Below are 26,311 nucleotides of genomic sequence, written 5' to 3'. Positions count from 1 at the left end.
ATATTTTTATAATATTAAAATATATTAAATTTTATAAAATCATTAGAACCATTTTCACTAATAACATTAATAACATATTTACCTTTTTTTAAATCTAAAGATAAACTTTCTTCTTTTCCTTCAAAAATCAATTCTTGATTTAAATACCAAAAAAGTTTTTCTTTTTTAGGGTTTATAAGTTTAATTAACAATTTTTGCTTACTTTTTAAATCTTTTGGCAAAATGATATTAAGATTATTTAGTGGATATATGATTTTTAAATTTTGATTAGAGCTTTGTAAATTTTGCTTTTCTTTTGCAAAAAATGCTTGTGCATTGGAAGGTAAATTTAATATAATCTTTTTCTTTGCATGGATGAAATTTTCATCTAAAGAATCAACTTCTTTATTTTTATACATAAAAACTTCTTTTAAAAATGGTGAAGTTCTTAAGACATTTGCACTTTGCGGGTAAAGCACTTCTTTAAAGTCAAATTTATAATCATATCTATATCCTGTTTGATTTTCAATTTTGATAGAAACTAAATCATTAGGTTTTTCAAATTCTAAATTAACTCTCTCAAGTAAGGCTAAAAGTTCAAAAAACAATTCCCCTGCTATGTTTACACCATATAAATTTGCATTTGCCTCGCCATTAAAATTTCCAACCCACACTCCTAAAGTGTATTTTGGAGAAGTTCCTATAGCCCAGGCATCTTTTCTACCATAACTTGTGCCTGTTTTCCAAGAAATAATAGTATTAAAATCATATTGTCTTAAACCTGCTCTATCTAAATCCTTTAAGGTTTGTAAGGTTAAAAAGCTTGCTCCATCACTAATAAGCTTTTTATTTTCTTTAGTAAATGCATTTTCTTCATATAAAAGCTCTTTAAAATTTCCATAATTTCCAAGTCCTAGATAGATTTTTACCATATCTTCTAAACTAAATTCTTTTGTGCCCAAAATCAAAGAAAGTCCGTATTTTTTAAAATTTTCATCTTCAAAATCTAAAATATCTTTGAGCTTATAAAAAAACTTCTCATACCCATATTCTGCAAGTAAGCTTACAAAAGGAACATTAAGTGATTTTTGCAAAGATTCTTTTGCGCTAATAAAACCATGGTATTTTTTATTTGCATTTTGTGGAGCAAAGTTAGAAAAAAATGTAGGTACATCAAGCATTAAAGATTCAGGCACTATAAGTCCCTCATCTATGGCAAAAGCAAAAAGCAAAGGTTTTAAGGTTGAACCCACACTACGCTTTGCTATCACCCCATCAACTTGACCAAAACTTGCAAAATCATAAAAATCATTAGAGCCTACATAAGCTAAAACTTTATTTGTTTTGGTATCTGCTAACAATATAGCTAGATTTTTTATGCCTTTTTGTTGTAGTTTATAAGAATATTCTTTAGCTTTTTCTTCAAATTTAATTTGAATTTTTTTATCTATACTAGAAACGATTTTTTCTTTATCCGCTAAAAGCCTACGCGCTAAATGTGGAGCTAAGTTTTTCCTTGTTTTAAAGCTAGGAAGTTTTTCAGCCTTTGCAAGAGTTAAAATATCTTTAGAAAAATATCCCTTTTCAAAAAGCCTATCAAGCAAAGCATTGCGTTTTTTTAAAAGTCTATCTTTGTTTTTTTCAAGATTAATTAAACCTGGATTATTAGGAAGCACAGCAAGCAAGGCTGCTTCACTCCAAGTAAGATCTTTTAAATCTTTTTCAAAATAAAATAAACCCGCACTTGCAACACCTACTAAATTTCCTCCATAAGGAGCATTATTTAAATAAAGTCTTAAAATTTCTTCCTTATCATAAGCGTTTTCTAAAGCAAAAGCTTTGATGATTTCATTAAATTTATTAAAATATGTGCGTTTGTTTTGCTCTAGAAGTTTGATTGTTTGCATAGAAATTGTACTTGCGCCACTTCTTTTACTTGAAAAAATATTATTTTTAAAAGCCCTTATAATCGCTAAAAAATCTACTCCATAATGAGAATAAAAATTTTTATCTTCATATAAAAGAACTGCACTTTTTAATTTTTGCGGTATAAACCCACTCTCTAAATGCCATTGTTCGTTAGAATCTAAAAATACACTAAGAATTTCTTTATTTTTATCAAACAAAACCTTACTATAAGTGCATTTAAATAAATCCTTACTATCAAAGCTAAAATAAATTAAGCCTATGTAAAAACATAGACTTAAAAAGCATATTGCAAGGCTTATTTTGATTTTCACTGCACTACTTTGACTCTTTTACTCTCACTTAAAGCTCTATAAGCATTATCATACATTGCTTCAGCATAAGCTCCACTCAAAGTATAAACACCTGGAGTAACAGCACTTAATTTCACAAAAAATTCTCTTGACTCATCAGAGTATAAAGGAAAGAAATACATGATTTTATCATCTCTTATATCTACAAAATCATAATAAGAATTTTTCACAAAATCAGGAGTTTCATCATCTAAAAGATCATGCACTATCTCCCATCCACTTGGTAAAATTTGAGTTAAAGCTATATTAGAAGTGCCCGGATAATTTTTATTTGATATTTTTAATTTCATATAAAAAATTTGAGAGCTTTTTATAGCACTTTCATCTATTTCATTTCCATTTTCATCATAAAAACTTCTTTCTATATACATACGCTGCGCAAAAGGTTCGACAATGCCTTTTTTAATTCCCTCTACTCCAAAATGCACATAAGTATCTTCTTTAGCTTCTATCAAAGCGCTGCCTTGATTAAACTCAAATTTAGAAAAACTTGCATTGAGCTTTTTACTCTCACCATTAATTTTTACACTTGCATTGATAGTTTTAGGATTTTCATCACTAAAGCTATTTGCCAAAGCATATAAAGCATAGCCTGTGCTTTGAGTGCTAAGCCAAGCTTGGCTTTCTAAAGTTTTTTTAATATCATCCAATAATTCATCATTATTTTTGCCATAGATTATTTTATACGCATTTGCAATAATAGCTTCATCTCTTAGAAAAGATCCATAAGTATGAGTATAATTAGCTTTTTCATCAGGCTTTGTGCTTAAATTTTTAGCTATATTTAAAGCTACCTCATCAAAACCTGCTAATTTATAAGCTGTACTAAGTTGCCAAAGACTTACATTGTTTAAGCTTTGCAAATAAGTACTATCTTCATAAATAGCATTCATTATGCTTAAATTTGGCTCTTTGGCTAAAGCTAAAAGATATAAAGAATTTATTCTAATTTCTTTATTTGTTTGAGCTTTTAAAACATAGTGTTTTTGATAATCAAGCCATGCTTTAAACATTCCCTCGCTCACATAATAGCCTCTTTCTTTGGCTAAAATCATAAACATACCCGCATAATTACTTCCCCAAGCATCAGAATCTTTAAGTCCTTGCCAATAAGCAAAACCACCATTGGCAGTTTGAAAATTTGCGTATTTGCTTAACAATGCATTGATATTGTTAATATTTTTTTGTTCATTTGCTCCTTGATCAAGTTTTTGCAAAAAGAGTTGCGGTAAAACTGCTGAAGTACTTTGCTCTATACATCCATAAGGATAATTTTGCAAGTATTTTAATCTATGATTTATATTTAAAATAGGCTTAGAACTCACACTTAAAAACGCCACTGGGTTGATATAATCTTGTGTGATTTTAAACTCCATAGAAGTATTTGCAGGAATTTTAAAAGATTTTCCCTCATAAGTAATCGTATTTAGTGCTTTTATGTCAATTTGAGTATTTTGAGTATAGGTGTAATCTTTTGCATTTAAACTTAACTCTATTTCTTCCACCCCAAGCTTGCTTGAATTTACTCTTGTGTTAATATAAATATCTTTTGTTTTTTCATTACCAAAATCAATTAAAATTTCATCTTTTTCAAAATTTATGAGTGAATTTTTTGTTTTTAGTTTAAGTTTTGCATTTTTTACATCATCATCTACTTTAAATACCTGCACCAAAAGCTTAAACTCATCATCAAGTCTTAAAACCCTTGGCAAAGTTTCAAGCATTACAGCAGGTGCGCTAACTTGGATATCTTTAGAAGCACTGCCAAAACCTGCTAAGTTGTTCGCCACTACCATAACTCTAACCGAACCTAGATACGAAGGCATATTAAATTTTAATTTTGCATAACCATTTTCATCACTTTGTACTGGCTCTTGAAACAACACAACAGGTTTAAATCGTCTTGCTTTTTCATCGTTTTTACTTTTATTTGCCCTACTTTCTAAGAAAACATCACCGCCTGTAGTTAATACCTTGGAAGCATTAGAAATATTTTTAGCAATGATTTTATCATAGGTATCATATATGCTCATGTTAAAGCGAATTTTTTGATAAAAATATCCCCAAATATCTGGAGTTTTAAAAGCATTCACATCAAGCAAACCCTCATCTACAATAGCTATGGTATAAGTATAACTTTGCTTGTTTTTACTTTGAATTTCTACTTCAAAATCTTGTTTTGGCATGATTTTATCCGGTACTTTTAAATCAAGCTCGATTTTACTTTGTTCATCTACTACATTCAAAGGCACTACACCAAAAAGTCTTAAGGCTCTATCGTTAGTGTATTGATTATAATCTTGAAGCAAAATCACACTCACATACACATTTGGCTTATATTCTTTAAGAATAGGAATTTCAACCTTTGTAATATCTTCATGCGTATCTATCACAAAGCGTTTTAAAACCTTTACATTATCATTTAAAGTAACGATGGCTTTTGCACCCTTAACACTTTCAAATTCAATAAAAGCTGTTTCGTTTGGTTTGTATTCTTTTTTATCGCTTTTTATTTTTAAAGAACTCACTATATCAGCATTACTTGGCGCACCAAAACTACTAATATAAAAAAACTCTCCTGCGCTTGTTTTACTTTGTGTATCTTCAAGCTCTATAAACATTTCACCATGGTATTCTTTGGGATCAAATTCTATTTTAACCGGTTTATCCTTACTTAAAATAGTTCCTTGGGTAATGATTTGTGTGTTTTTATCTTTTTTGAGTGATTTTAAAAAATCATCATAATTATCATAATCCCACCACCAAGAATAATCATTTGCATAAATAGTATATTTAATCTCCCTATTTGCTATCAAATTCTCATCTAAATCACTCACAATAGCTTCAAAATTAATTGTAGAACCCGAGCTTAAATAGTGATTTTTTAAACGCTTAATACCCACAAAATACTCATGTAATATCACTTGTGAATTCACAAGCGCTTCAACCGATCTTGAACCTTTTTCAAAAACCCTAGCCCTTATGTTAGCTTCAAGATTATATGGAGTATTTTTAAAAAAATCTTTTAAAGCAAATTCTTGCTTTACAAAGCCACTTTCATCTAAAATGCCTTTTAAATTATCTTGATATTTTTGCACTAAAACACTAGGATTTGAAAAAATATATTCTGGATATTTTGAATTTTTATATTCTTTTTTACTTACAAATAAATCAGCTTGATATTGCAAATTACTTGCTGGTGTTCCAAAAAGATATTTTGAGCTAATATTAAAATCTAATTTTTCATTTTCTTTTATACTTTTTGGAGCTTGTATAGATACTTTTATACGATTTGGCACTATATTTTGCACTAAAATTTCTTTATCAAAAATAGCATTTGCAAATTCTACTCTAGCTAAATACACTCCGCTTAAAGCTTGTTGATTAAGTGAAATCTTTTTATAAAAAGTTCCATTACTCAAAGGATCAAGTTTAATTTTATCTAAAAACTTTTTATTGCGTGGATCAAAAAAACTCAAAAATATAGGGTGATTAACAGCTCCTTTATCATTTCTTGCAACCATAGTTAAATGTATATCATCACCTGGTCTATAAACCCCTCTTTCTGTGTAAATAAACACTTTGTTTTGAGAATTTTGCTCTAAACCATCTACATCAAAACCATCATATAATAAAGGCGAACTTAAGCGTAAAATAGAAGCTTGCTTATCTTTTGAAGCAATGATAAATAAAGCTCTTGACTCATCAATATCATCAAAAACAGCCAAACCATTATCATCGCTTGTCTTAGAAGCTAAAATTTGATTGCTTTTGCTAATTATATCAACCCTAACCCCACCTAAAGCCTTTTGCGTGGTAAAATCTCTTACATCGACAAAAAGTTTTTTATTTAAATTTTGAGCAATTAAAGCTATATCTGAAAAAATCAAATTTTTACTAATCTTTGCTTTTTGATCAAAAAATCTTTGCTTTTTCCAACTCTCCATACCCTCATCAAAAACATAATCAATATCTTCTTCTTTAAAATAAAGCTTAACTATAAACACACCACTTAAATCTTTTAAACCATCTAAAGCTATCTCATTTTCTTGCCATTGATTTTTAACATTTTTAATATCAAAGTCTTTTTTTAATACTACTTCACTAGTATAATCACTCTCTGAAAAAATATCACTATCATAATCACTTAAATTTTTAGCACCTTGAAGATTTTTATATCTTAAATATTCACTTAAATTATTTGAAAATACCTGATGAACTTCTAAATGGATCTTTTTAATATTTAAACTTTTAAAAGCTATTTTTTTACTCGCTTTGCTAGATAAAAATACCCCTTGATTTGTAAAACTTATAGCAGGCTCATAGTCTTTTAAACTTACTTGAGTTTTATAGCTTTCTTTTGTACTAATTCCATCAGCGCTTTTAATCCCTTGAGCAAGTTGAATTTCATAAGTTTTATTTGGAGTAAAATTTCCTATGAGCTTGATTTTATTCCCAAATACCAATGCTTTAAAATCTACTTTGGGTGTAATAAAAATCAACTCTTTTAAATTTTGATCTTGCGAAATACTTTGAGAAAAAAGTAATTCTATGTTTTTATTGATTATATTTGCATTTTGAAATACAAATTCGTTCTTTGCAAGTAAAATATATTCTAAATCTATATTTTTCTCTAAACCTAAAATTTCTTTATCAAAAACTACTTTTATATTAGTGTTTGTATTTTTAATTTTTAATGGCTTAGAATACACACTTGCTATATCATCTTGGATGATAATTCTATCTATTTGAATTTCTTTTTCTTGTGCATTAATTTTTACAGCTTTTAACAACTCATCTTTATCAAAAGCATAAAAACTTTGAACATTTAAAATCAACACACTCTCATCATTTGATATATTTTGAAAATATCCTTTGACATCTAGTTTTTCAAAAGGAGTTTTTACTTTTAATTGTACTTTTTCATCAGCTACAATATCATTTAAGTCTATAAAAATATCATAATTTTGATTTGCTTTTAAAGAAGTGTATATGTTTAATCTTGTGGAAGTTTCAAGTTCATACTTTGCTTTTATTTTTTGATTATTAATAACAATTTCTCTTTCTTTTACAACACCTATGTTTTCTGTAATGATATTGGTATTAAATTCTATAAAAATACTATGCGTATTTTCATTAAAACCATAAGATCTTATAATAGAATTCTTATCTTCATTTTTAGAACATGCAAACAACAAGCTTGCAAGCAAAAAAATAAAAAAATAATGTAAAAATCCTTTCATGGGTATCCTCTTTTTGGTAAATTTTTCAAATTATATCTAAATTCACTCTTGCTTCACTCAAAAAATTATATAATTCTTACATAAAAATAAAGGAGAAAAAATGAAAAAGAAAATCGCTGCATTATTAACAACTTTAAGTCTTTCAAGTCTTGCTTATGCAGATGGAATTTATGGTGTTATAGTAGATGTAAATGATGGTGCAAAAACTATTTTAATCGATACCACCTATGGAGAAAAAACGAATATAAAAATTCTACCAAATACAGAAATTGACATGGATGATTGTGGTATTTTTGGTATGGATAAATATGGCACTTTTAGAGATTTAAAAGTAGGAACTTTTATAGAAGCTGAAGTTTTCCATGGCTATACTCAAACAACACCAAATCCACAAACGCCAAATCAAGTTCAAAATATAACCGCTAAAGAAATTAAAATAGAATGCAAAAAAAGAGCTTATTAAGCAAAATAACTCCTAAAAAGGAGTTATTTTGATGCGTTTTTTTCTTGTATTAATTTGCATTAGCACTTTTGCATTTGCTTATAAAATTCAAGGTATTTTAAAAAACACTACTACACATACAATAAGTATTCAAACAAGTTTTGATAATAACTTAATTATTACCATTTTACCCCAAACACATATAGATATTTATAACTGCGGAATTTTTGGTAGCAATAAAAAACAAGCCAATGTGCAAGATCTAAAAAAAGGAAGTCTTGTTAAAGTTAAAGGCAGTAAAAATGGAAGCATTATCATTGCTGAAAAAATTATAGTAGAGTGTGATGATCAAAGAAGAGCTTATTAAGATAATAACTCTTCTTTATCGTCTTTATTGATTTTTTCTATATAAAGACTTTGTGAAGGAAATGCAAAACTTAGTTTATTTCTTTCGACAATCTTCATTAATTCAAGTAAAATACTTTGTCTTGCTTCTCTAAAACCTGCAGCATCAACTGCTTTAGTATAAAAATATACTTCTATATCAATAGAACTTGCGCTAAAGCCACTCACAGCCACATAAGTATTATTTTTATATCCTTCTAAATCATTCACTGAAACTAAATTTTGTCTATATCTAGCGCGGGTTCCACCATGATTTAGCGCACTATCATCAACTTGAGCTATCAAAGGACTAGTAGCTAATAAATATCTTATATCTTCTACACATTGCTCAAGTTGTTCAGGTCTTGCATCATAAGTTACACCTATAAATAATTTTACATGGCGTCCTATTTTTCTTTTACTCCAATTTTTTATATTAGTTCCCATAATAGTTGAATTTGGTAAAAATACCAAAGAATTATCAAAAGTTCTAATAGTAGTTTTTCTAAGCCCAATTTCTACTATAGTTCCTTCTATACCTGAAATTTCAACCCAATCGCCTTGATTAAAGCTGTTATCAAAAAGCAAAAGCACAGAAGCAAAGAAATTTGCAATAATATCCTTAGCTGCCAATGCCACAGCCAAACCACCAATACCTAAAGATGCAATCAATGCTGAAATATTAAATCCTAAATGTGATAAAACAAATAAAACAGCTATTACTATAATAATAAAATATAAAATTTTAATAATTAAATTAACCACTTCGCGTTTGCCACTTTTTTCAGCAAGCTTTGCCACAATTACCATACCATAACTATCAAAAATATTTATCACAAGCCAAGCAGTTAAAATAACATAAACAATTGATAAAATATTACTAATTCTTATATCTACAGGTGCAGGATAGTAAAAAATAGTAAAACAAATTCCAATAGCATAAGCAAACAAAAACCAACCCACTGGTCCTTGGAGCTTTTCTAAAAAGTGAGTTTTTATTTCTACATTTTCTGAATTTTTTCCAAATAAATGTATCAATACAAAATACAAAATTTTTGCAAGATAAAATTTCAAAGAATAAAACAAAACAATGACAATAATAGAAATAACTATTTTTCCAACATTTACACTACTAATAGAGGTTTGTTTATTAATATAATTAATGGCATTTTGCAAGCCCAAGCCCGTAAATAAAAAATTAGTTTCAAGCAAATTTGCATTATTTCTTAGATATACCAAAATTTCATTATATGACTTGATGGTATTTCTTAAATTATTTTCACTAAGCTCTAAAGTTCTAAGTTGAGTAATATCATTAATTTTCTCTTTATCTAAAGCAAAATTAAAAACTATATCTTCTTTTAATGAGTCAATGCTTTCATCAATAATTTTTTTTATTTTTTGACTTTGAGCACCTTCTATAAAAACTTTTTCTAATTCAAATATACAAAGATAAAAATGTTCTGCAGAGGTTAAATTTAAAAGTTTGATTTTATTATCCACATAATCATAATATCTTTTTTTAGCTTGAGCATTTTCAACACTTTTTTGTAAAGCATTCTTAGTTTTTAAAAAATCTTTTGCTTCTTTATCATCAATCTTTTGAGATACCATTTTTAAAGGTAAAGTAGTCAAAAGAGCTGTTTTTTGTTTTTCTATTTCTTTGATATTATCTTGAAATTCGGTGCTATTTGTATCACCGGTTTTAAAACTTTCCAAAAGTAAATTAAGCTCTATATAATCTTGTACCAAAGCAAAAATACTGTTCTTATCTTCTAAAGCATTTTTTTCCTGTGCATTCAAAGTGCTAATAAATAAAAATAATAAAATAATATTAACAATCTTTTTCATACTTTTTTCACCCTCTCTTGTATTAAAACAAAATTTTCAAAATTAAAATCATACTCATAAATTTCACCCGTTTCTATGATGTAATACCAAGCATGAAGTTCTATTTCTTTTTTATTTAAAGCTTCTTCTATACCTGGATAGGTTAATAAATTTTGCAAAGAATTAACCAAGTTCATTTTTTCAGTCATCCAAGATCGCATGGCTAAATCACTGCCTGCAACTTTTAAAACCTTATTTTTAATAGGCTCGAGCAAGGTAAGCCATTTTCTCACATTCGGCATACTCTTTAGCTCATTTTCATTTGCATATAAAGCCGCACAGCCACCACAATTACTATGTCCGCAAACTATGATATTTTTTATATGTAAAGAACTAAAAGCATACTCAATAGCTGAAGTAGTTGCCAAAAAATCATCTCCTACTCTATAAGGTGGAACTATATTGCCTATATTTCTTACAACAAAAAGCTCTCCTGGACCTGTATTAGTAATTAAATTTGGTATAACTCTTGAATCAGCACATCCTATAAAAAGTGTGTGGGGATTTTGTTTATTTTTTAAACTTTCAAAAAGTTCTGCATGCTCTTTAAAATCTTCTTGCATAAATTTTAAAGCACCCTCGATCAAGTCTTTCAAAAAAAGTCCTTTTTTGCATTTTAATAAAGCATTATACTAAATTATTTTTACTTAAAACAAATCTATAAATTTATTTTTTGTTATATTTTTATACAATTTTAATCTTTTATTTATCTTTTTTTTGTAAATTTTAATTTTTAAAAATTATTGGAGGATTTTAATGAGTCTTTATGATAGAGATTATTCTAACTCTAAAACTCAAGAATTTGAAGGTTATGCTAGAAGTGATTTGAGCATTTTTATAAAACAAACTTATCAGCTTTTTGCTGCTTCATTATTAGCTGCAACAGCAGGTGCTTACATAGGAATTTTTGCCTTAGCACATTTATTTGCACAATCTCAAGCAACTTTTTGGATTTTATTTATCGTAGAAATTGGCTTGTTATTTGCATTACAATGGAAAAAAAGAGAAGCTCCGCTTAATTTAGTTTTACTTTTTGCCTTTACTTTTGTTTCAGGACTTACTTTAACACCACTTTTATATTCTGTTTTAGCACTTCCTGCAGGAGCTAGCATTATCGCTCAAGCTTTTGCTTTAACAACAGTGGCTTTTGGTGCTTTAAGCGTTTTTGCTATGAATACAAAAAAAGATTTTACTATGATGGGAAAAATGCTTTTTATAGCTTTAATTGTTATCGTAGTAGCTTCTTTAATTAATATCTTTTTTCAAAGTTCACTTTTAAGCTTAGCAATTTCTGGTATTGGTGCAATTTTATTTTCTTTTTACATTCTTTATGATACTCAAAACATCATTAGAGGAAATTATGAAACACCAATCGAAGGTGCAGTTGCACTTTATCTTGATTTTATCAATCTTTTCATCTCTCTTCTTAATATTTTAAGAAGCTTTAATAGCAGATAAAAATTTGCGAGAAAAATTCTCGCAAATTTTCTTTACCTCTTTCAAGTTTTTATCAAACTTTTTAAGTTAAAATACTCATTTTATTTTCAATAAGGAAAATTCATGACTACTCTTTTAATTATTTTGCAATTTGCAATTGTTGTGATTATTTGTATTGCTGTTTTATTACAAAAAAGCTCAAACATAGGACTTGGAGCATATAGCGGAAGTAATGAAAGCTTGTTTGGAGCAAAGGGTCCTGCAGGGTTTTTAGCTAAATTTACTTTTGTGATGGGTGTTTTACTTATCGCTAATACAATTGCTCTAAGTTATATGTATAATAATGCTAATTCTAACTCACTTGCTGAAAAAGCAGAACAAATTTTACCAAAGGCACCTGAAACAAACACAACTAGCATTCCAGTTGCACCAAGTGCTCCAATTAGCGAAAGTAATACTAGCAAATAAAAAAAGGAAATACCATGCTAAATGAAATTTATACCAAGCAAAAACAACAATCAGACAAAAGCTTAGAGGCCTTAAAAAAAGATTTTACTACCATAAGAACTGGCAAAGTAAATATAAATATACTTGATCATATTCATGTAGATTATTATGGTAGTGCAACTCCATTAAATCAAGTAGCAACAGTTTTAGCAACTGATGCTTCAACTATTAGCATTACTCCTTGGGAAAAATCAATGCTAAAAGCCATAGAAAGTGCCATAGCTGCGGCAAACATTGGAGTAAATCCGAACAATGATGGCGAAAGTGTTAAATTATTTTTTCCTCCTATGACAAGAGAACAAAGAGAAGAAAATGCTAAAAATGCTAAAGCTATGGGTGAAAAGGCTAAAGTTGCTATTAGAAATATTAGAAAAGATGCAAATGATGCGGTAAAAAAACTAGAAAAAGATAAAGCAATCTCAGAAGATGAAGCTAAAAAAGCTTATGATGAAGTACAAAAACAAACCGATAATTATACAGCAAAAGTAGATGAGTTAGTTAAAAACAAAGAAGCGGAACTTTTAAAGGTTTAAAAATGAACTTAGAACAAATTTATAAAGATTGTGGAGCATACCTACAAGGACATTTTTTACTTAGCTCAGGGAAACACTCTGAGTTTTACCTTCAAAGTGCTAAAGTTTTAGAAAATCCAAAACTAGCAGGTGAGCTTTGTGATGAGCTTGCGAAAGTTATTGCCAGTTTTAATATTGAATTTGATAGTATTTGCTCGCCTGCCTTGGGTGGAATTTTAGCAGGTTATGAACTTGCTAGAGCTTGCAACAAACGCTTTATTTTTACTGAACGCGTAGAAGGAGTGATGAGTCTTAGACGCGGTTTTGAAGTAAAAAAAGGTGAAAAATTTATCGTTTGTGAAGATATTATTACAACAGGTGGCTCAGCACTTGAGAGTGCAAAAATCATCGAGAATTTAGGTGGAGAGGTAGTAGGTTTTGCAGCTTTAGCAAATCGTGGTTTTTGTGCTGTAAAAAATTTAAACAATCCAAGAAAAGAAAATGCAAAATTACCACAAAATTTACCACTTTTTGCACTAGGAAATTTTGAATTTGATATTTATGATGCAAATACTTGCCCACTTTGTGAAAAAGGCACTAAAGCTATCAAACCTGGTAGTCGTGGTAACTAATGAAAACTAAAGCAAAAATAGCCACTCGCTTTTTAAGATTTAAAGCCTTTTTGATTGATCTATTTTTGCTTTATGTGCCCATTTTGTATTTGTTTTATTTTACTCTTGGCTCTAAAGAAGCTTTTTTAAACAATCAACTTATAATTTTTTTGTGCCCATTGCTTTTTGGATTTTTACAAGCATTATTTTTAGTAAAAAAAGCTCAAAGTCCTGGACTTAAAGCTTATGATTTATACTTGATTGATATTAAAAATGGACACAAACTTAATTTTTTTAGAATAATCCTACGCTATGTAATTTTCATTATAAGCTTTGGCTTGTTGATTGGCTTTTTGGTAAGCTTTTTAAGAAAGGATACCTTAGCCTTGCATGATATTTTAAGCCAAAGCGCTATTGTAACAAAGGTGGAAAAATGAATAGAAAAAGAATTTATAATCCAAAATCAAATGAAACTTTAAATGATAGAAAAGTATTTAACGGCAACCCACATGGTATTTTAAATTTTACTAAAGCAAAATACACATGGGCTTTAAAACTTTGGGATTTAATGGAAGCAAATACTTGGTTTCCAAAAGAAGTAGATACAACAAAAGATGCACTAGATTATCGTTGCAATCTAACCGTAGCAGAAAAAAGAATGTATGATCTAGTTTGGTCTCAACTTATCTCAATGGATAGTTTTCAAACAAACAATCTTGCTGATAATATCAACCCTTATATCACAGCACCTGAAATCAATGCGGTTTTAGCAAGACAAGCTTATGAAGAAGCAAATCACTCAAAATCTTATGCAGTGATGGTTGAAGCAATCTGTGAAAATACAGACTTAATTTATGAAATGGAAAAACACGATGAGACTTTAAGAGAAAAAAATGATTTCATTTCGAGTATTTATGAAGAATTAGCTGGCGAAGTAGATGATAATAAACTTTTACTTGCAATGGTAGCAAATCAAATTCTAGAAGGAGTGTATTTTTATAGTGGTTTTACTGCTATTTATGCTTTAGCGCGTGCAGGAAAAATGCTAGGTTCAGCACAAATGATACGCTTTATACAAAGAGATGAAATTACTCATTTATTATTATTTCAAAATATGATTAATTCTGTGCGTAAAGAAAGACCTGATTTGTTTAATGATATCAATATAAACAAAATTTATGATATGTTTAAAAAAGCAGGTGAACTTGAGATCAAATGGGGTAAATACATCACTCAAAATCAAATCATGGGTTTTACAGACGATATTATAGAAGAGTACATTCACTATCTTGTTGATCAAAGACTAATAGCTATTAATCTTGATAAAATTTATAATGCAAAACATCCTATTAAATGGGTGGATGATTTTTCTAAATTTAATGATCAAAAAAGCAATTTCTTTGAAAGCAAGGTTACAAACTATTCTAAAGGGAGTTTGAGTTTTGATGACTTTTAAGTCACAAAACTACCCATATTTTACATTTTTTTAAACTAAAATTCTCTTTTTATTTAATATTTTATTTTTATTTATTTCACTATTGTAAAATCCGCCATTTTATTTTATTAATAAAGGGGTAATTATGGAGTTTTTAGAACTTTTGCTAGTCTTTATTGCCATAGTTCTCATGATAATTAAGCCTGAAAAAGAAAAACTAGCTTTTTCTATACTTGTAATTTCATGGGCTATTATGGTATTTGACTATTTAGGTCGCAAATCAGGCGCAATCTTAGGCCTAATGAATCTATAAGGTGGCAAATATGTGTGATATTAACAAAACTAAATTTTTTTATTTTTTAATGTGCTTGGCAGGTTTTTTAATCATTTTAATGCCTGTTGGAATTGCAAATTTGATTTTTGGTTATATGCTAGGTGATAGCCCTTGTACTTCTTGTTGGGGCCAAAGAGAATCAATGATTTTCATTGGTGTTGCAGCTTTATTTATCGTGCGTTATGGTATGAAAGGTAAGTTCTTAGCTTTTCTTTTAATTGCAACTGCATTTGGTTTATGGCAATCATTTAATCATATAAGCGGACATGCGCATCGTGATCTTGATCAAGGTTTTGGTTTGCCTATTTTTGGTTTGCATACTTATTTTTGGGCTGAAGTAGTATTTTGGGCTGTAGTTTTATTACTTGGTGTAATTTTTGCTTTTGCTCCAAAATTTGGCTCCTTTGAAAAAGAAATGGAAGGAGTTAGTTTTAGAAAATTAACTAAATTTAACCTAGCTGCTATGGTTATTGTTGCTTTTATCGTAGCTTCAAATGTCTTCCAAGCTTTCGTAAGCACTGGTCCTATCCCATATAGCGGACAAGGTGATCCAGTTCGTTTTAGTTTAAATCCAAAATATATTATTTGGGATGATTCAGGCTGGAATAAAAGTTGGAAAAGCATTTCTTTCTTAGGAAAACGCGATGTTAAAGAACCTGATTTTGCTTTTGCTCCTGCTAATGAAAAACTAGGTATTGAATTTGATAATAATATCAGTAATGCTCCATTTACAAATATCGATGATAATCTAAAAATCGCAAATGAAACAAAAATTGATTTTCCTAAAGCTATCAATACACTTGATTATATCAATGGAGAATATGTCGCAAGTTCAAAATGGGAAGTATTTTTCCTAGATGATAATTTTAGCACTAAAACAGATTTTCTATTAGATCCATATTTTTCAGCTACAATCAACCCTATCGTAGGAATTATCCCTTATTTAGATAACAAATACATCTTAATGGGTTCTAATAAATCTTTCTTAAGATTTGCTCAAAATCCTAATGCAGATGAAGCTTTACAATATGCTGATTTTATTAGAGGGGCAAATAATTTTGAGGGACAAGGTGAAAACCTTGGTCGTGGTAGAATTGACACAGTTAGAGCTAAATTCCATCATGTTTTAAGCACAACTACTGATGGAAAATACATGTATCTTGCTACCGTTCCAAACAATAAGGATGCTAAAACTTTTGTAATTTCTAAAATTTCTTTAGCAGATAGAGTTCTTTCAGCTGAATTTACTCCTAAAGCTGAGTTAAAAGAAGGAAAAACTTTGGGCGATCTTTATATAACTTCAATGGCTTTTAAAAATGGTAAAATTTATGCATTAAGTAAAAAGCATAATGTTATTGCTGTAATTGATCTAGACAAAGAAGAAGTTGTAAAAACTATTTCGTATCCAGAAAATATAACTAACGCAAGAAGCTTATTCTTCAAAGATGGTAAAATGCACATCTTATCTTATCAAGATGGATCAAATATCCTTTATACACTTGATTAATCTTAAGGCGTTTTTACGCCTTAAGGATTTTAAAGCTAGATAAATAAAATTTAAGATAAAATAACACTTTTTATCAAGGAGTGCTTATTGATTCATATATTTGAACAAAAACAATGTCAAACTATGGCAGAAGAAATTCGCAAAAACACTTTCATTAATGAAGAATTATTTGAAGCTTTTTGTTCTACTCCAAGAGAAATTTTTTCACCTTTAAAAATGCATGCTTATAGACTTGATGCACTTCCTTTAATGGGTAATCAATGGATAAGCTCACCTTTAACTGTGGCCAAAATGACTATGGCGCTTGATTTTAAAGAAGCTGATAGTGTTTTAGAAATAGGTTGTGGTAGCGGGTATCAAGCTGCGATTTTAAGTAAGCTTATTAGAAGAGTTTTTACCATAGAACGCATCGAAAAACTTGCAATTAGTGCTATAGAAAAATTTAAAAAACTAAACTATGCTAATATTCATGTAAAATTTGATGATGGACAAAATGGTTGGAAAAATTATGCACCTTATGATAGAATTTTACTCTCAGCTTATATAGAGCATATTCCAAATGTATTATTTGATCAACTTGAAAACAATGGAATTTTAGTAGCTCCTTTACTCATAGGAAATCAACAATTCATCACTAAATTTACCAAAAAAGATGGTGAGATTAGCAAAGAAGTTTTAGATGAATGCCTTTTTGTACCTATCAAAGATGGCAAAGAATAGTTAAAATTTCATTTTTAAAACAATAAAACCATATTCATCTTTATATTCACTCTCTTGTAAAAAACCATTTTTCTGATAAAATTTATATGCCTTATAATTATCTTTATTTACTTCAACATATTTCAAATGATAATCATTTATGGCTTTAGATATTAAAGTAGTGTCTATACCTTTGTTAAAATATTTTGAACTTAAAAACAACATTTCAATTTTATCATCCACAAATGCTAAAAATCCAATCATTTTGTCTTTATCATAACAAATCAAATAATTTAAACTAAAGAATACTTGAGAATTTAAAAGATCATTTTTAATCTTTTCTCTATCAAAATCAGATAAAAAATCATGGGAATGTTTCACACTATCCTCCCATATATCGATCAATTTATCCTTAATATTATCTGTAATTTCTTTAAAATATTTAATTTTAATATAATTATTTTTAAACATAAGCTTCTTGTAGGATTTATTTTTTTATAATTATGCTAAAAAAGGAATATTATGAGTTTTAAAAAAATACTTTTTGGCTTATTTACTACTAGCATGCTTTTTGCCTATGAGCAAATGCCTCAAAATGCCTCACATGGAAATTTCATAGACAAAGACAAATGGAAAAATTTAGATAAAAACTGGATTTACTGTGAAAGTGGATTAAATCAAGATTTTATCAATATAAACAGTAAAAAGGTTACAAATAAAAATCACTCTTTAGAATTTAACTACTCAAATGATTCTTTTGGCTTAATAAATGATGGTTATACTATAAAAATGCATTTTGCAAGCAATGGAAGCCATATCGTGCTAGATAATACAGCTTATAATTTATCGCATTTTCACTTTCATAGCCCATCAAAAATTTCTATTGATAAAAAATCTTATCCTTTAGAAATTCATTTTAGTCATGTAAGGCAAAAAGGCGATATAGTAGTGGTTGTGCTGTTTTTACAAGAAGGCGCGGAAAATCCTTTTATTAAAAAAACCATCCGTGCTTTTCCTAAAAAAGAAGGCGATAAGCTTTATGTTCAAAGCTTAAGCGCTAATGAGTTATTACCAAATAATCTTCAATCTTTTTACATCTTTAAAAACAAACTCAACAAGCCTTGTAGTCAAAAAATCACTTGGATAGTTTTAAAAGATATGAGCTATGCCTCTAAAGAGCAAATTCAAATCATACAAAATTTAATGGGAAAAAATGAGAATTTGAAAATACAAGAAATTAATAATTTAGAACAAAATGATTAAGCATAGCTTGCTTAATCATGTATAAAAGTTTGAATTTTTTCTAAATTAGCTCTAAAAAGTTTAAAATTTAACTCACTTGAAATTTTTAAATCAGCAAAAAAAGGATTTTTCAAACTTGCTATGAGTAAATAATCATCTTTTTTCAAAACTCTTTGTGTAGAAAATTCTTTATCCTTTACTTTTTCAAAAATACTTTCACTTGAGCTAATATCTTCTTTTAATTTCTTACTATAAAGCAAAATTCCACAAAAGAAATTCCCAAATTCATCTTTAAATTTCACATCATAAAGAATAAAATCATCAAAAATAAAAGAATTTTGGGAATGATAAGTTTTTAAAGAAAAGTCAAAAGCAATTTTTTCAAAATCTTTCTGATAAAAGCCTTGTTTATCAAATTTAGCATTATTTTGTTTTAAAAATTCCTCACACATTTTAAATACAAGCTCATTGCGTCCCCACATAAGCTTTCTTCCTAAAATTCTAAAAAACAAAACTCCTGCTAAAACAGCAAAAAACAAAGCTATAATCACATCTTTGCTAAATTGAAAAGTAAGAAAAAATATAACCAAAGCTTCAACAAATGCTAAAATTTGTAAAGCTTTGAGTCTTTTATTTAAAGCTTGTCTTATGGCTTCAAAATCCATTAAGACTTAGCCTTTTCCATTCTTTTTCTTTGAGTAGGATCAAGATATCTTTTTCTAACTCTAATATTTTGTGGAGTAACCTCTACAAGCTCATCTTCTTCTATCCACTCTAATGCTCTTTCAAGGCTTAATTTTCTAGGTGGTACAAGCTTAATCGCATCATCACTGCCACTTGCTCTAACATTAGTTAAATTTTTACCTTTAATAGGATTAACATCTAAATCATTTGGGCGTGAATGCTCACCTATAATCATACCTGTATATACTTTTGTTTGAGGATCAATGAACAATATCCCTCTATCTTGTAAGTTAAATAAAGAATATCCTAGTGCAACACCATTTTCCATAGAAATTAACGCACCATTATTTCTTTTTTCAACTGCCCCGCTAAATGGACGAAACTCTAAAAAGCTATGGTTCATAACACCCTCGCCTTTAGTATCTGTTAAAAATTGTGATCTAAATCCTATAAGCCCACGCGCAGGAATTTCAAACTCAAGTCTTGTTTGACCATCTCCAGTTGGTGTCATAGTTTTCATTTCAGCTTTTCTTTTACCTAGTTTTTCAATCACTACTCCTGTAAAATCATCAGGCACATCAATTACTAAATGCTCAAATGGCTCTGTTTTTACCCCATCTTCTACCTTAACGATAACTTCAGGTCTACCCATACAAAACTCAAAACCTTCTCTACGCATGTTTTCGGCTAAAATAGTTATTTGAAGTTCACCTCTTCCACTTACTTTAAATTTACCCTCGCCTGTGCTTTCATATTTCATAGCAATATTAGTTTTCATTTCAGCTTCTAAGCGTTCTGCGATTTTATTTGAAGTTACATGCTTACCTTCAGTACCCGCTAAAGGACCATCATTTACTGAAAATACTATACTTAAAGTTGGCTCTTCTATATGTAAAGGATCAAGCGGCATAGGGTTATTTGGATCTACCACACTATCTCCTACATCTAAAGCTTCAAAACCTGCAATCGCTACAATATCGCCTGTCCCTGCTTCTTCAATGTCCATTTTTTCTAGACCCATAAAACCAATAAGCTTTGAAATTCTTCCATTGATTTTAGAGCCATCTGCTTTAGCAAGCATAACATTTTGATTTTTCTTTACTTTACCATTAAAAATTCTTGCAATCCCTATCTTACCAACGAAATTATCATAACCTAGAGTAAAAACTTGAAGCTGTAAAGGATTTTCATCACTACCACTTGGAGCAGGCACACGCTCAAGTATAGTCTTAAACAATGGTTCCATGTTAGTGCTTTCATCTTCAAGTGCAAGTTTTGCATAACCATTTTTAGCAGCTGCATAAACCACTGCAAAATCAAGTTGTTCATCATTTGCCTCTAAAGCCACAAAAAGATCAAAAATTTCATTGATTACTCTTTCAGGATCAGCAGCTGGCTTGTCGATTTTATTAATAACAACAATAGGTTTAAGCCCTAAAGATAAAGCCTTTTTTACCACAAATTTAGTTTGAGGCATAACCCCTTCTTGTGCATCAACTAAAAGCAAAACCCCATCAACCATTTTTAACACACGCTCAACTTCACCACCAAAATCAGCATGGCCTGGAGTGTCTATGATATTTATTTTTGTGCCTTTATAATTAATAGCGGTATTTTTAGAAAGTATAGTAATACCTCTTTCTTTTTCTATATCATTACTATCCATTACACGCTCTGCTATTTGTTCACGCTCATTAAAAGTTCCTGATTGTTTTAAAAGCTCATCTACCATTGTTGTTTTACCATGATCAACATGAGCTATAACAGCTATATTTCTAATATTATCCAAGTTTTTCTCCAAAGTCTTAAATTTAAAATCTAATATTATATAAAAAAAATGCTTAAAAATTAAGATTTAAAAATTGGAACACTTGTTGCTTTTGTCTTGAGTAAGAATTATTTTTAAGGAGAAAAATATGTCAAACCTAAATACTCAAATCTTTAACGCTAACTTAGAAAAACAAGGAACTTCAGTTTTAAATAGTAAGCATTTTATGGAACTTTTAAATTATTTAGAAGTTATAAATTCAAATAAAGAAAAAGAATTAAATTATGCAAAACTTTCAAGTAAAGTAAGTGAAATTTTAGATGATGCTCAAAATGAAAATGCGGTTTTAAATGCTAAAAACATAGAAGAATTATTAGTGATATTTAAAAATTTTAATCTTACTCATGAAAATTTAAAACTTGATTGTGCAGCACAATTACAAAATTTATTTCCAAATTTAGCAAAAAATAATTTTTTAGTAGGTTAATTAATGTCTAATATCCAAGCTAGTGATGCTTTAAACTTACTAAGCATCACTCCACAGAATGAAAACCCAAGTAAAGAAAACACTAGCTCACAAAGTGATGGCGAGGAATTTTTAAATTCCTTATTGCAAGCAATAAATGAAAAAGATGGAAGTTTACCAAAAGATTTCAAGACTCCACAAAAAGATGATAAAGTTAATGATAAAATTTTAAAAGATGATGTCAAAGATAAAATACCGCTGGATGAAAAAGATGCCTTGAAGCTTTTTGAGGGTGCAAATTTTATGCAAATTCTTTCTTTATTGGAGGTTTTACAAAGCGATAGCAAGGATATAAAACTAAACAAACTTGTCCAGGATAATACTGCTATTTTAGCTCTTGAAAAAAATCTACACAAGCTAAAAAATATAAAAAATATTAATGAGCTTTTTAATGTGGCAAAAGAGCTTGGATTAAACATCAAAAATATAAAATTTGAACAAATTAAAGATTTAAAAGAAGCCTTTCCAAATCTTGATAAAAAAGGTTTTTTTGAAATACCAAAACAAAATAATAATACTAATGTTTTTCAAGATTTAATCAATCAAAAAATTACCAAGCTTTTAAAAGAAGAACCAAATACAAGCAAAAATATAAAAAGCAAAGAAAACGAAGGTGTGTCTTTGCTTTCTTCTGCTTTAAAAAATATAGAACTTCCAAAAAAAGATATAAAAATACAAGCAAAAGAAAACATTCAAAACATAGATTTTAAAGAAAAACTAGTAGAAAAAATTCAAATTCAAGATGAAAAAGAAATAAAAAACGCAAAAAATATCCAAAATACAACAACAAAATTCAATGAAAAACTAAGTGATATTGAGTTAATTAATCTTACTCAAAACACAAACCTAAAAAAAGATATTAAAGAAAAAGAAAAGCTAGATTTTAAAGAAATATTAAAGAATGAAAAACTAACTACTAGCGAAGATAGCTTTAGTAAAAAAATAAGTTCTGTTTTAGAAAATTCAAAAGATTTAAAAACTGAATTAACAAATATAAAAAATACTCAAAATATACAAAATCAAAATCAAGATTTAAAAATTAACTTAGAAAATCTATTAGCCCCTCAAGATAAACATTTAAAAATAGATAAAAATAATCAAAATATAGATAATTTTAGTGATATTTTTAAACACACAAAAGAGTTTTCAAAAGATGAAAATGATCATAGTGAAGAAAATTTAAATTCTTATGTAAGGGAAATGAATAGGGTTTCTAATAATTTTATAAAAAATCAAAATATTCCTATGAAAGAAACTTTTAATGATTTTGCCCAAGAATTTAAAGAAAAACTAGAAAGCTACAAAGCACCTATAACTCGCTTTAGTATAACTCTTAATCCACATAATCTTGGAGAAGTAGAAGTAACTTTAGTCCAAAGGGGTTCAAATTTAAATATTAGCTTTAACTCTAATCAAAATACCCTAAATCTTTTTATACAACATCAAGCTGAATTTAAAAATGCTCTTGTAAATATGGGATTTACAAATTTAGAAATGAATTTTAGTAATCAAGAAAGAAAAGAACAAAGCAATCCGCAAAGACAAAAAAACAACAATAGTAAAGAAGATAAGGTGAATTTTGAAAAAGAAATTCAAGAAAAACCGAGCTTAGAAATGGTTTTAGCAAAATATTTTTAAATGGAATATTTTTTGCTTTGAGCTTTAAAAATATATAAAAAAGGATTTTTATGTCAAATATAAACACACAAACCCTTCAAGGTCCTTTAGCAACGCTTAATACTAAAGATATGCCAAATGCCAAAGGAAGTACTAGAGCCGGTGAAGGTGATAGCGGGTTGATTTACAACCCTGGGGCAGAACTTGACAAGGATGCGTTTTTAAAGCTTCTTTTAATAGAACTCCAACATCAAGATCCAACAGATCCTATGGATACTGAAAAAATGCTTACCCAAACAGCACAACTTTCAGCACTTGAAATGCAAGATAATACTAATAAAACCATGACTCAACTTGTAACTGCGATGACAAAACTACAAAATTCTATTGCAGCAAGCACAGGTATGAGCGCACTAGCTGCAGTTGGAAAGCTTGCAACAGTTAAAGATAATTACCTTGTAGTGGCAGATGATGATATACAATTTCAAATTAATATGTATTTACCACAAGAACCACAAAAAGGTAAAAAGACTGATATTGATATTGAAGGTTTTGAACTTAAGAAAAATGGCGAAGATAAACTAGATATAACAGGTAAAGTTGATAAAGAAATAGCTGAACCTGGAGAAACTATACATATAAAATTAAAAGATGACAAAGGTCAAGAAGAAACTGTTCAAGCAGTAGTTGGAGAAGATCAAACATTTAAAATAGTAGGACATACCCCAAGTGTTGATATCAAAACAGCAAAGATTGATTCAGCTTATAAATCAGACAGCACACCTGTAACATTTACTATTTATAATGAAGCAGGAGATCCTGTAAGAACAATGAGTGTTAAAGATATGAGTGCTGGTATGAAACAAATCGTTTGGGATAGAACAGATGATAGTGGAAGTCCTGTACCATCTGGAAAATACTATGTAAGAGCAAGCTATATAGGTGAAGATGGCACAACCGTTAATTCAACTTATGGTGCTTATCCTATCACTGGAGTTAAATTTGAAGAAGGTGAAGCTCTAGTTGGTATGGGCGGTAGCTGGGTTAAATGGGAAGATATTAAAGAGATTACAGGATAAAATCATGTTTACAGCATTTTACAATGGAGTAAATGGAGTAAAATCCCAAAGTTATGGTATAGACAATACCGCTCATAATATAAGCAATGTCAATACAGTCGGTTTTAAATACTCTGATGTGGCATTTAAAGATGTATTTTATAGCACCATAACAACACAATCATATAACAAAGGTCAAACTGGTTATGGTAGTGTAGCAGGAGCTACTAATGATATTTTTGAACAAGGTCCGTTAGTTTCTACTGATAATGAATTTGATGTAGCAATTGCTGGAAAAGGCTTTTTTGGTGTAAGTAATGCCAATGGGGTTTATTATACTAGAAATGGTGCTTTTAAACCTGATGCAAATGGATTTTTAGTAGATTCAAATGGAAATTATGTACTTGGAACTATGAATCCATCATTACAAGAAATTCAACTAAGCGATAGAGTTTCTAATATGTTTGGTCAGATTATGGGACAAAAAGTCACTACAGCTTGGAGTGGAACACCTGGACAGAATTTACAAATGGGCGGAGTTAATACTCAAGGACCTATTTCTGTACCTAAAAATCTTTACTTACCACCTCAACCAACGCAAAATATAACTTGGAGTGGAAATTTAGACACAAGCACCAAAACAGAAGCAGTAAATGTAGATGTAGATGCTTCTAAATTTGAATTTAGTAAAAATGAAGATGGTAGTGTAAAAATTTCAGGTAGTGTAAAAGATGAACAAATTTATGGTATAAAACCTGGCGATACTATATATTTTAAAATCACTGATGAAAAGGGTGCTAGTCAAACATTACAAGCTACTTTAGATGAAAATTTAGCTTTTAGTATCGACAATCAAAAACTAGATAAAGTCGATTTAGAAACAGCCAAATTAGAATCATCTCACTTAAGCGTTGAAAAAGAAGTAGCTGATAGCACAGAACTTTCTGCAAAATTAATAAATCCTGATGGATCTATTAGTTGGGTAAAAGTTAAATTAGATAGAGTTTTACCGCAAAATGGTACAGATTTAGAATACAAAGCCGTTGCACAAGTGTATGATAATGATGGCAATAAAATAGGTGGAACAACTGAAGGTTTAATCACTTTTAACGAATCTGGAGCTTTAGTATCTAACACCTTAAATTCGGTAGATAATAATGGCACAAGGGTTAATATAAATCTTGGTTCTTATTATGATCCAAATATACCAAATTCAGGCTATGATGGGCTTCATGCTTTACAAAACAAACAACCTTCAGTGCATACACAAACAGATGGTAAGGGCGAGGGGTTTTTAAATAATTATTCTATTAACACAGATGGTACTATCATCGCCACTTTTACCAATGGAGATCAAATAGCTATGGCAAAACTTGCTTTGTTTAATTTTACAAACGAACAAGGTTTAGAAAAGCTAGGGGAAAATCTTTATGGGCAAACAGGAAATAGCGGTAATCCAACTTTTTTACTTGATGCTAATGGAAATTTCAGCACAGCAACTTTTAAAGGTTCTTATTTAGAGCAATCTAATGTAGATTTATCGGTAGCTTTTACTAACTTAATCACTCTACAAAAAGCTTATGATTCAAGTAGTAAAAGTATCACAACAGCCGATCAAATGATACAAAAAGCAATCAACATGAAACGCTAATTTTAGCTTTTCATGTTTTATTTATATTTTTTTGCTCTAAGATATATTTTACCTCTTGCTCAAAAAATTCATACACCCTAAGCTGAACCAAAGATTCTTCTTCATTTTTATCTATTAAACGCTCAAGTTTATCAAATTTTATCTTTTGTATATATCTTGGATTTTTTTTCAAAAGCAAAGCAATATTTTTAAGTAAAGTATCCAAACTAAGCTCACTTTTTAAAACTCTATCTACATATTCTTTAGAAGTTTGCACCAAAATTGCTTGCCTGCTTTTATCTTTTGGATAAATTTCACTAGCAATATCAGCTAAAACTTGCCAAATTTCTGCTTTTATATTTTTATTTGCCACAATAATAGCCGCAAAAGATTTTGCTCTAAATTCTAAAGACAGATGACTAGGAACAAAAAATTCTCTAAATTTAGATAAAAAATTTGCAAATATACTCAACATACTTCACCTCAATGTTTTTTAAGATATTTTAAGATATTATTTCAACTGCCTT

The 26,311-nt window shown here is 29.0% G+C and carries 24 protein-coding genes; 16 read left to right on the top strand and 8 right to left on the bottom strand.

The features are described from left to right. Positions 1-14: 14 nt before the first annotated feature. Together pbpC and L8Y18_RS05775 are read right to left on the bottom strand one after the other, a co-directional pair. Positions 15-2,219: a penicillin-binding protein 1C gene (pbpC, locus tag L8Y18_RS05780; RefSeq protein ID WP_263676443.1), complete on the bottom strand. Its 2,205-nt coding sequence runs from the start codon at positions 2,217-2,219 to the stop codon at positions 15-17. Beyond that, positions 2,216-7,501, bottom strand: coding sequence for an alpha-2-macroglobulin family protein (locus L8Y18_RS05775; protein ID WP_263676442.1), 5,286 nt, complete (start codon positions 7,499-7,501; stop codon positions 2,216-2,218). The genes pbpC and L8Y18_RS05775 overlap by 4 nt, the downstream gene beginning before the upstream one ends. A gap of 100 nt (positions 7,502-7,601) precedes the next feature. Here L8Y18_RS05775 and L8Y18_RS05770 point away from each other — a divergent pair, with 100 nt between their 5' ends. Beyond that, positions 7,602-7,964: a hypothetical protein gene (locus tag L8Y18_RS05770; RefSeq protein WP_263676440.1), complete on the top strand. Its 363-nt coding sequence runs from the start codon at positions 7,602-7,604 to the stop codon at positions 7,962-7,964. A gap of 31 nt (positions 7,965-7,995) precedes the next feature. Beyond that, positions 7,996-8,310, top strand: a complete 315-nt coding sequence (locus L8Y18_RS05765) for a hypothetical protein (RefSeq protein WP_220567077.1) — start codon at positions 7,996-7,998, stop codon at positions 8,308-8,310. Here the strand turns inward: L8Y18_RS05765 and L8Y18_RS05760 are convergent. Both L8Y18_RS05760 and L8Y18_RS05755 read right to left on the bottom strand, forming a co-directional pair. After that, positions 8,307-10,178: a mechanosensitive ion channel family protein gene (locus L8Y18_RS05760; RefSeq protein ID WP_133319016.1), complete on the bottom strand. Its 1,872-nt coding sequence runs from the start codon at positions 10,176-10,178 to the stop codon at positions 8,307-8,309. The two genes, L8Y18_RS05765 and L8Y18_RS05760, sit on opposite strands and share 4 nt — an antisense overlap. Continuing rightward, positions 10,175-10,813: a carbonic anhydrase gene (locus L8Y18_RS05755; RefSeq protein WP_133319017.1), complete on the bottom strand. Its 639-nt coding sequence runs from the start codon at positions 10,811-10,813 to the stop codon at positions 10,175-10,177. The genes L8Y18_RS05760 and L8Y18_RS05755 overlap by 4 nt, the downstream gene beginning before the upstream one ends. A 160-nt stretch (positions 10,814-10,973) precedes the next feature. Here L8Y18_RS05755 and L8Y18_RS05750 point away from each other — a divergent pair, with 160 nt between their 5' ends. From L8Y18_RS05750 to L8Y18_RS05710, 9 genes are all read left to right on the top strand, one after another. Continuing rightward, positions 10,974-11,675: a Bax inhibitor-1/YccA family protein gene (locus tag L8Y18_RS05750; protein ID WP_133319018.1), complete on the top strand. Its 702-nt coding sequence runs from the start codon at positions 10,974-10,976 to the stop codon at positions 11,673-11,675. Positions 11,676-11,777: 102 nt separating this feature from the next. After that, positions 11,778-12,122: a preprotein translocase subunit SecG gene (gene secG, locus L8Y18_RS05745; protein WP_263676439.1), complete on the top strand. Its 345-nt coding sequence runs from the start codon at positions 11,778-11,780 to the stop codon at positions 12,120-12,122. 14 nt (positions 12,123-12,136) lie between these two features. Then, a complete protein-coding gene (gene frr, locus L8Y18_RS05740) occupies positions 12,137-12,694 on the top strand; it encodes a ribosome recycling factor (protein WP_039668941.1) in 558 nt (185 codons plus the stop codon). Between the two features lie 2 nt (positions 12,695-12,696). Beyond that, entirely contained in the window at positions 12,697-13,305 is a 609-nt protein-coding gene (gene pyrE, locus L8Y18_RS05735; RefSeq protein ID WP_133319020.1) for an orotate phosphoribosyltransferase, read from the top strand. Then, a complete protein-coding gene (locus L8Y18_RS05730; RefSeq protein WP_133319021.1) occupies positions 13,305-13,721 on the top strand; it encodes an RDD family protein in 417 nt (138 codons plus the stop codon). The genes pyrE and L8Y18_RS05730 overlap by 1 nt, the downstream gene beginning before the upstream one ends. Next, positions 13,718-14,740, top strand: coding sequence for a ribonucleotide-diphosphate reductase subunit beta (locus L8Y18_RS05725; RefSeq protein ID WP_133319022.1), 1,023 nt, complete (start codon positions 13,718-13,720; stop codon positions 14,738-14,740). The genes L8Y18_RS05730 and L8Y18_RS05725 overlap by 4 nt, the downstream gene beginning before the upstream one ends. 124 nt (positions 14,741-14,864) lie before the next feature. Further along, entirely contained in the window at positions 14,865-15,032 is a 168-nt protein-coding gene (locus tag L8Y18_RS05720) for a dihydroneopterin aldolase (protein WP_133319023.1), read from the top strand. 10 nt (positions 15,033-15,042) lie between these two features. Then, positions 15,043-16,560, top strand: coding sequence for a disulfide bond formation protein B (locus L8Y18_RS05715; protein ID WP_263664900.1), 1,518 nt, complete (start codon positions 15,043-15,045; stop codon positions 16,558-16,560). A 90-nt stretch (positions 16,561-16,650) separates the two neighbouring features. Continuing rightward, positions 16,651-17,280 (top strand): protein-L-isoaspartate(D-aspartate) O-methyltransferase, encoded by a 630-nt coding sequence (locus tag L8Y18_RS05710; protein WP_133319188.1) that lies wholly within the window; start codon positions 16,651-16,653, stop codon positions 17,278-17,280. On the opposite strand, the gene L8Y18_RS05705 is transcribed toward L8Y18_RS05710, so the two are convergent. Beyond that, positions 17,281-17,664, bottom strand: coding sequence for a GNAT family N-acetyltransferase (locus L8Y18_RS05705; RefSeq protein ID WP_263676437.1), 384 nt, complete (start codon positions 17,662-17,664; stop codon positions 17,281-17,283). It lies immediately after the preceding gene. Between the two features lie 117 nt (positions 17,665-17,781). Here L8Y18_RS05705 and L8Y18_RS05700 point away from each other — a divergent pair, with 117 nt between their 5' ends. After that, positions 17,782-18,522 (top strand): carbonic anhydrase family protein, encoded by a 741-nt coding sequence (locus tag L8Y18_RS05700; protein ID WP_263676435.1) that lies wholly within the window; start codon positions 17,782-17,784, stop codon positions 18,520-18,522. Between the two features lie 11 nt (positions 18,523-18,533). Here L8Y18_RS05700 and L8Y18_RS05695 read toward each other — a convergent pair whose 3' ends face one another. Beyond that, complete coding sequence (locus tag L8Y18_RS05695) at positions 18,534-19,166, bottom strand: poly(A) polymerase (RefSeq protein ID WP_263676434.1); 633 nt, start codon at positions 19,164-19,166, stop codon at positions 18,534-18,536. After that, the gene (typA, locus tag L8Y18_RS05690; RefSeq protein ID WP_263676433.1) at positions 19,166-20,974 is read right to left on the bottom strand and encodes a translational GTPase TypA; all 1,809 of its coding nucleotides are present in this window, start codon (positions 20,972-20,974) and stop codon (positions 19,166-19,168) included. The genes L8Y18_RS05695 and typA overlap by 1 nt, the downstream gene beginning before the upstream one ends. A 127-nt stretch (positions 20,975-21,101) precedes the next feature. On the opposite strand from typA, the gene L8Y18_RS05685 reads away from it, so the two are divergent. Genes L8Y18_RS05685 through L8Y18_RS05670 form a run of 4 tightly spaced genes read left to right on the top strand, consistent with a single transcriptional unit; the run spans position 21,102 to position 25,805 of the window. Then, positions 21,102-21,440, top strand: coding sequence for a hypothetical protein (locus L8Y18_RS05685; RefSeq protein ID WP_263676432.1), 339 nt, complete (start codon positions 21,102-21,104; stop codon positions 21,438-21,440). Positions 21,441-21,443: 3 nt separating this feature from the next. Continuing rightward, a complete protein-coding gene (locus tag L8Y18_RS05680; protein WP_263676431.1) occupies positions 21,444-23,117 on the top strand; it encodes a flagellar hook-length control protein FliK in 1,674 nt (557 codons plus the stop codon). Positions 23,118-23,167: 50 nt separating this feature from the next. Next, positions 23,168-24,175 carry a flagellar hook capping FlgD N-terminal domain-containing protein gene (locus tag L8Y18_RS08745; protein WP_220567070.1) on the top strand — a complete coding sequence of 336 codons (1,008 nt, stop codon included), beginning with the start codon at positions 23,168-23,170 and terminating at the stop codon, positions 24,173-24,175. Positions 24,176-24,179: 4 nt separating this feature from the next. Further along, entirely contained in the window at positions 24,180-25,805 is a 1,626-nt protein-coding gene (locus L8Y18_RS05670) for a flagellar hook protein FlgE (RefSeq protein WP_133319032.1), read from the top strand. Positions 25,806-25,815: 10 nt separating this feature from the next. On the opposite strand, the gene L8Y18_RS05665 is transcribed toward L8Y18_RS05670, so the two are convergent. Continuing rightward, positions 25,816-26,259 carry a hypothetical protein gene (locus L8Y18_RS05665; protein WP_133319033.1) on the bottom strand — a complete coding sequence of 148 codons (444 nt, stop codon included), beginning with the start codon at positions 26,257-26,259 and terminating at the stop codon, positions 25,816-25,818. Positions 26,260-26,311 lie beyond the last annotated feature (52 nt).

Source organism: Campylobacter sp. CNRCH_2007_0968H (assembly GCF_025773245.1).
Classification (GTDB): Bacteria; Campylobacterota; Campylobacteria; order Campylobacterales; family Campylobacteraceae; genus Campylobacter_D; species Campylobacter_D lari_D.
This window is presented reverse-complemented; position numbering and strand designations above follow the sequence as displayed.